This window comes from Bacillus sp. JJ1521, from assembly GCF_036965165.1.
Classification (GTDB): Bacteria; Bacillota; Bacilli; order Bacillales; family Bacillaceae_L; genus Ferdinandcohnia.
This window is the reverse complement of sequence record NZ_JBALOX010000243.1, coordinates 1-7,455: the sequence shown is the minus strand read 5'-3', so window position 1 is coordinate 7,455 and position 7,455 is coordinate 1. Positions and strand designations below refer to the sequence as shown.

The following is a 7,455-nucleotide window of genomic DNA, read 5'->3' as shown; positions in this document are numbered from 1 at the left end:
AAATACAATTGATTTTATTTTTATACAGATTTATAATGAAACTTATTCTACATTTATTAAAACAGTGAGGTGGATATATTGAAAGCGGCAATTATCGGGGTTACTGGCTATGGCGGAATTGAATTATTGAGATTATTGGCAAACCACCCAGCAATAGATGTGCATTCTATTCATACTTCGTCACAGACAGGGTTGAGGCTTTCAGAAGTCTACCCCCATGTTATAAATCTTATAAATCATTCATTAGAAGAAATCGATATTCCAAAGATTGCAAATGAAGCCGACGTTGTTTTTCTTTCAACACCATCTGGGGTTTCAACGACTATTGTTCCTGATTTATTAAAAGAAAATGTAAAGATTATTGATCTTTCAGGGGATTATCGCTTAAAAAATCCCGATTTTTATGAAAAGTGGTATAAAAAGCCAGCTGCTTTACAGGAAGACTTAAACAAAGCTACATATGGTTTACCGGAATGGTATAAGGAAGAAATTCAGAATAGTAGTTTTATTTCGAATCCAGGCTGCTATCCAACAGCAACTGTTCTAGGATTAGCACCAATCATTAAAAATAAACTAATTGATGAAAAATCAATTGTAATAGACGCAAAATCAGGTATTTCTGGTGCTGGGAAAAGTCCATCAAGAACAACCCATTTTGCAGAAAGCAATGACAATTTTTCAATCTATAAGGTGAATCAGCATCAGCATATTCCAGAAATTGAACAAGTGATACAAGGCTGGGATGCCTCCATTCCATATGTGACATTCAGTACACATTTGGTGCCGATGACAAGAGGGATCATGTCAACGATGTATATTAATAGTGTAGTAGATTCACTTTCATTGGATCAGCTTCATGTTCTATATAAGGAAAGCTATCAGGATTCTCCATTTGTGAGAATTAGAGAAAAGGGATCCTTCCCTTCCACAAAAGAAGTCTATGGCACAAATTATTGTGATATCGGTCTTGCGTTTGATGAAAGAACAAACCGGATAACCGTGGTTTCAGTTATCGACAACTTAGTGAAAGGCGCTGCTGGCCAGGCAATCCAAAACGCTAACATCATGTTTGGTTTAGAAGAAAATACAGGATTACATTACGTTCCATTATTCCCATAAGGGTAAAAAAAGGAGGGTGAAAAGGACCGAGAATTTCAAGGCGACGCAGCTTTGAGTACCGGAGCGTATGCAGTTAATACGTGAGGAACGGAGAAGCAAGCCAACGCAGAAATTCGATGCGTCATTTTCAGCCGACCCATAGAGAAGGAGTGACTTTGCATGATAGATATAAAGGAAATTCAAGTTTTAAAAGTAGAAGAGGGGTCTGTTGTAACTCCTAAAGGATTTAAATCGGCAGGTGTTCATGCTGGATTACGTTATTCAATGAAGGATTTAGGTGCAATTGTTTGTGATGTACCTGCGAATTGTGCAGCCGTATATACGCAAAGTCATTTTCAGGCTCCTCCTTTAAAGGTTACAAAAGAAAGCATAGCTGTCCAAAACAAACTACAAGCTGTTGTAATTAATAGCGCTTGTGCGAATGCATGTACGGGTGAACAAGGTTTACTAGATGCATACGAAATGAGAGCTAAATCAGCTGCTCATTTTGGAATCGAGGATCATCTAGTAGCGGTTGCTTCAACGGGTGTAATCGGTGAACTTCTGCAGATGGATAAAATTAAAGCGGGTATCAAACAGCTTGAGCCAACAAATACAGCTGAAGCAGCAGACGACTTTCAAACAGCAATCTTAACGACTGACTTAGTGATGAAAAAATCATGTTATCAAACAATAATTGATGGAAAAACGATTTCAATAGGTGGAGCAGCGAAGGGCTCGGGGATGATACATCCAAACATGGCGACAATGCTTGGTTTCGTAACAACCGATGCAAATATTGATTCAAAGTCCCTTCAAGCGGCAATGAAAGCCGTGACCGATGTGACATTTAACCAAATCACGGTAGATGGCGAAACCTCAACAAATGATATGGTATTAGTAATGGCAAGTGGCTTGGCGGAAAATAATCAGCTTTCACCAGAGCACCCTGAATGGGGGTCATTTGTATCAGCTCTTCAATCTACTTTCGAAGATCTTGCAAAGCAAATTGCAAAGGATGGAGAAGGCGCGACAAAACTAGTAGAGGTCAATGTAACAGGTGCTATCTCTGATGTGGATGCCCGCATTATTGCGAAAAAAATTGTAGGCTCAAACCTTGTTAAAACAGCAATCTATGGAGCAGATGCAAACTGGGGAAGAATTATTGGGGCGATTGGTCATAGCACTGCTACAGTGAACCCTGATATTGTAGATATCTCAATTGGCTCCATTCAAATGCTAAAAGGAAGCCAACCTGTAGCTTTTTCAGAAGATCTTGCAAAAGACTATTTAGAAGGAACAGACATTGTCATTCACGTTGACCTTCATCTTGGAAATGGCTCAGGTACGGCATGGGGCTGTGACTTAACCTATGATTATGTCAAAATCAATGCAAGCTATCGCACGTGAGGTGACCTTGACATGCAAACAATTGTTATAAAATGTGGAGGCAGCATCCTTGCTGAGCTGTCAGACCCCTTTTTTAATAGTATAAAAGAATTAAAAGAAAGCGGATATAGAGTCGTTGTTGTTCATGGGGGTGGCCCTGAGATCGGTCAAACTCTCGCATCATTGAAGATTGAAAGTGAATTTGTAAATGGACTGAGAAAGACAACAAAGGAAGTCCTTAATGTTGTTGAAATGGTATTATCCGGGACGGTTAATAAAAATGTCGTTATGGAACTAGAGAAAGCTGGAATCCCTTCCGTTGGCTTATCTGGATGCGATGCGAAACTTATTACAGCAAAGCCTGTTAACATTGAGGAATTAGGCTATGTTGGTGAGATTGAACACGTCAATGTTTCATTCTTAGACTTTCTTTTATCCCAAAATTATGTTCCAGTTATCTCACCGATTGGGATTGATGAGGATTTTACAAAGTACAATATCAATGCAGATACTGCAGCTGCAAGTGTTGCTATTCACTTAAAGGCAGAGCACTTATTATTCGTTACAGATGTAGATGGAATTAAAAAAGATGGTGAAATTTTACCTGCACTTTCCACGGATTCTGTTCTTACACTCATTGAGGAAGGGACCATCTATGGAGGGATGATCCCAAAGGTAAAAGCAGCTCTCTCAGCACTGCATGATGGGGGACTTAACGAAATTACAATTATCAACGGAAAAAGCTCGTTGTTATCAGTTGACGGATCATTAAAAGGCACAAAAATCATAAAAGAACTAGAGGTGGTTTAATGGATGCACTATTTCCAACCTATTCGAGATGGGATTTGACAATTGAATCAGCAGAAGGTGCAATCGTCGTAGACAATAAAGGAAAAAAATATTTAGATTTTGTAACTGGAATCGCAGTTTGTAATCTGGGACATCGCCACCCAGCTGTAATCGATGCTGTGGAAGATCAGTTGAAAAAATATTGGCATGTTTCGAATTTATTTAAATCTGATATCCAACAAGAAGTAGCCAAGAAGCTTGTAGCGAACTCTGAACTAGATGCAGTTTTCTTCTGTAATAGTGGCGCTGAGGCAAATGAAGCAGCATTAAAGCTTGCTCGAAAATATACCCAAAAATCAAAGGTTATTACGTTTCACCAATCCTTCCATGGCAGAACATTCGGGACAATGGCTGCAACGGGTCAGGACAAAATCCATTCGGGATTTGGGCCATTGCTTCAAGAATTTGTATATCTTCCTTACAATGATTGTGAGGCGTTAGAGGAAGCGATGGATGATTCGGTCGCAGCAGTGATGGTTGAGGTTGTTCAAGGAGAAGGTGGAGTCGTTCCTGGAACAGAAAAGTTCTTAACAAAGATTGAAGAACTTTGTAAGAAGCATGAATCACTTTTCATTATTGATGAAGTTCAAACAGGGATTGGGCGAACAGGAAAAGCATTTGCTCATCAACATTTCAATCTATCACCAGATATTATTACATTAGCGAAAGCTTTAGGAAGCGGTCTTCCTGTTGGTGCGATGCTTGGAAAGGAAAAGCTGAAGGAAGCATTTGGACCAGGCTCACATGGATCTACATTCGGTGGTAACCCGATTTCGTTAGCAGCAGCAAATGAAACGATATCGATTATTTTTCAAGATACGTTTTTAGAAGAGGTTGAGAAAAAAGGTGCTTATTTAAAAGCAGAGCTTATAAATGCACTAGCAGATCAAGATTTTGTAACAGAGGTTCGTGGAAGTGGATTAATGTTAGGAATTGCTTGCAAAGCTGAAGTTGCAGAAAACATTACAAAACTACGTGAAAATGGATTGTTAGTTCTTCAAGCTGGGCCTAATGTTATTCGACTCTTACCACCATTAACTGTAACTTACGAAGAAATCGATGAAGCAGTTAAGCTGATAAAGGATAGCCTTGTTGCTGAATATATCGTTTAACCTTTCTTTGAGGCGTAGGAACTTTTCTAACTATAAGTAATACAATGCATTTTTTTTGAATATCTTTGTATAAAAATACGACAAATCAAATAAAAATACGGGGTGAAACCATGAAGGGATATTTACACTTAGAGAATGGTGAAAGCTTTGAAGGTAATATTTTCGAGAATAGTTCAAGCCGGGCAGCTGAGGGAGAAATCGTATTCTATACAGGAATGACTGGTTATCAGGATGTTCTAATCGATCCTTCCAATAAAGATCAAATCATTGTTTTCACATATCCCCTCATAGGTAATTGTGGAATCAATGAACATGAGTTTAATACAAAGCCTCAGGTTGCAGGGATTATCCTGTATGAAACGAAGGATTCACATTCTCACTATGACGGCAAATACTCACTAAATCAGTATTTAAAGAAGTGGAAAATTCCATTGCTCTCACATGTGGATACACGTGCAGTTGTAAAAAGAATACGAGACAAAAAGACAGAAAAAGCAGTCATTAGTAAGCAACCAGCTTTAGCGGGAGTATTGAATTAGGTTGTACCAGAAAATGCTACAGATTTTTGTACAAACAGAAGGTTAGGAGAGAAAAGTTTATGCCTAAAGATCATTCCATTCAATCTATATTAGTAATCGGCTCAGGTCCAATTGTAATCGGGCAGGCTGCAGAATTTGATTATTCTGGTACACAAGGCTGTAGGGCATTGCGAGAAGAAGGCTACAAAGTCATATTAGTGAATAACAATCCAGCAACCATCATGACCGATGAAGTCAATGCCGATGTTGTGTATTTTGAGCCACTTACAGTTGAAAGCATCGAGAAAATCATTGTAAAAGAACGTCCAGATGGATTACTTGCAACCCTGGGTGGTCAAACAGGCTTAAATTTAGCTTTTAGCCTAAGTGAACATGGAATTCTAGATAAATATAATGTAAAAGTTCTTGGGACATCGATTGACTCCATAAAAAAAGGAGAAGATCGAGAGGCTTTTCGAAGCTTAATGAATGAATTAAATGAACCAGTCCCTGACAGTGAAATTGTTACAACAGTTGAAGAAGCTATTGCTTTTGTACAGAGGATAGGATTTCCAGTCATTATTCGTCCAGCATATACATTGGGGGGAACAGGAGGAGGCATTGCGCATGAGCAGCAGCAATTGATTAATCTTACAAAAAATGGCTTGTCCGAAAGCCCAATTACTCAATGTTTGATTGAAAAAAGCATTGCGGGATATAAAGAAATCGAATATGAGGTGATGCGTGACCAAAAAGGTACATGCATTACGATTTGTAATATGGAAAACATCGATCCAGTTGGTATTCATACAGGAGATTCAATCGTGGTCGCTCCATCGCAAACCTTAACAGATGATGAATACAAAATGCTTCAAGCCTCATCAACAAAAATTATTTCTGCATTAGGTATTGTAGGTGGATGTAATATTCAATTTGCATTGGATCCTTATAGTAAAAACTATTATCTAATTGAAGTTAACCCGCGAGTTAGTCGTTCTTCAGCGCTTGCATCAAAAGCGACCGGCTATCCTATCGCAAAAATTACAGCTAGACTGGCTGTTGGCTATACATTAGATGAATTAATCAACCCCATCACAGGTAATACATTTGCTAGCTCAGAACCTGCATTAGATTATGTGGTTGTAAAATTCCCGCGCTTCCCGTTTGATAAATTCACAGATGTTCCAAATGTATTAGGAACTCAAATGAAAGCAACCGGGGAGGTCATGTCGCTTGATGTTAATCTTGAAGGTGCCATCCAAAAGGCGGTTCATTCCTTAGAGAGGGAAAACGAAAGCTTGCGTCTACCTAAATTAGCAAGTCTTTCAGTTGAAGGGCTCTATCAACTTGTTGAAAAGGGAAGTGAAAATCGCTTTTTTGCGGTACTTGAACTGTTTAGAAGAGGAACGACCGTAGAAGAAATTCATGCTCTCTCAAAAATTGATTCATTCTTCTTGAACATTTTCAAATCATTAGTGGAATATGAGGGTAAAATTAGTCAAATCATAGTCAATGAGTTCTCAAAGGAATTCATGCAAGAAATAAAAGAAAAAGGGTTTACTGACGAATATATCGCTACTCTCACTGGTGAGGAAGTAAAGACAATTCGTTCTATACGTAAAGAACTTGGAATTATTCCTAGTTATAAAAGTGTGGATACATGTGCTGGTGCATTTGAATCCCAGTCTTCCTATTATTACTCAAGCTATTTTGGTGAAAATGAAACACAAAGTTCTACGAAACAAAAGGTATTAATTCTAGGCTCTGGACCCATTCGAATCGGTCAAGGAATTGAATTTGATTACAGCTCGGTTCATGGAATTTTCGCATTACAAGAGGAAGGCTATGAGACGCTTTTACTGAATAATAATCCAGAAACAGTAAGTACTGATTATGAAATTGCGGATAAATTGTTTTTCGAGCCATTAACATTTGAACATGTGTTAAATGTAATCGAAGCTGAAAAAGTAGATCAGGTGATCGTGCAATTTGGTGGTCAGACAGCTATCAATCTTGCTCAAGGGTTAGAGGCTGCCGGTGTATCAATTGTGGGAATTTCCCACGACGTTATTGACCAGCTTGAAGATCGGGATCGTTTTTATAAGCTGTTGGAAAAGGCGAATATCCCACATATTCCAGGTGAGATTGCTGATAACACGCAAGAATTAGTGGTAAAGGCATCTGAAATCGGCTATCCAGTGTTAATCCGTCCTTCCTATGTAATTGGTGGGAAAGGGATGGTTGTCATCAATAATGAAGGAGCGCTCATATCCTATGTAAAAGAAATCTCAAATGATTCATTTCCACTCCTAATTGATGCATATGTACCTGGTTTAGAAATTGAAGTTGACTTACTTTCTGATGGGAATGAGATCCTCATTCCTACAATTGTTGAACATATTGAAAAAGCAGGCGTACATTCAGGTGACAGTCACGCGATTATGCCAGCTGTTTCATTATCTGAAGAAAACAAAAAAACAATCATAGAT

The 7,455-nt window shown here is 38.5% G+C and carries 5 protein-coding genes and 1 pseudogene; all 6 read left to right on the top strand.

Annotated elements, in window-relative coordinates; all coding sequences use genetic code 11:
- Positions 1 to 78: 78 nt before the first annotated feature.
- Positions 79 to 1,119: an N-acetyl-gamma-glutamyl-phosphate reductase gene (argC, locus tag V7147_RS23600; RefSeq protein ID WP_335370241.1), complete on the top strand. Its 1,041-nt coding sequence runs from the start codon at positions 79 to 81 to the stop codon at positions 1,117 to 1,119.
- Positions 1,120 to 1,278: 159 nt separating this feature from the next.
- A complete protein-coding gene (gene argJ, locus V7147_RS23595; protein WP_335370240.1) occupies positions 1,279 to 2,508 on the top strand; it encodes a bifunctional ornithine acetyltransferase/N-acetylglutamate synthase in 1,230 nt (409 codons plus the stop codon).
- Positions 2,509 to 2,520: 12 nt separating this feature from the next.
- Positions 2,521 to 3,297, top strand: coding sequence for an acetylglutamate kinase (gene argB / locus V7147_RS23590; protein WP_335370239.1), 777 nt, complete (start codon positions 2,521 to 2,523; stop codon positions 3,295 to 3,297).
- Positions 3,297 to 4,448, top strand: coding sequence for an acetylornithine transaminase (locus tag V7147_RS23585; protein WP_335370238.1), 1,152 nt, complete (start codon positions 3,297 to 3,299; stop codon positions 4,446 to 4,448). Before argB ends, V7147_RS23585 begins: the two co-directional genes overlap by 1 nt.
- 110 nt (positions 4,449 to 4,558) lie before the next feature.
- A pseudogene (locus V7147_RS23580) lies at positions 4,559 to 4,954 on the top strand (carbamoyl-phosphate synthase domain-containing protein); the annotation flags it as partial.
- Positions 4,955 to 5,046: 92 nt separating this feature from the next.
- Positions 5,047 to 7,455: carbamoyl phosphate synthase large subunit (locus V7147_RS23575; RefSeq protein ID WP_335370237.1), on the top strand; the 2,409-nt coding region annotated here is incomplete at its 3' end.

Excerpts from the sequence above, each read along its gene's own strand:
- argB (WP_335370239.1), top strand. The coding sequence starts at position 2,521 with ATGCAAACAATTGTTATAAAATGTGGAGGCAGCATCCTTGCTGAGCTG.
- V7147_RS23585 (WP_335370238.1), top strand. The coding sequence starts at position 3,297 with ATGGATGCACTATTTCCAACCTATTCGAGATGGGATTTGACAATTGAA.
- argJ (WP_335370240.1), top strand. The coding sequence starts at position 1,279 with ATGATAGATATAAAGGAAATTCAAGTTTTAAAAGTAGAAGAGGGGTCT.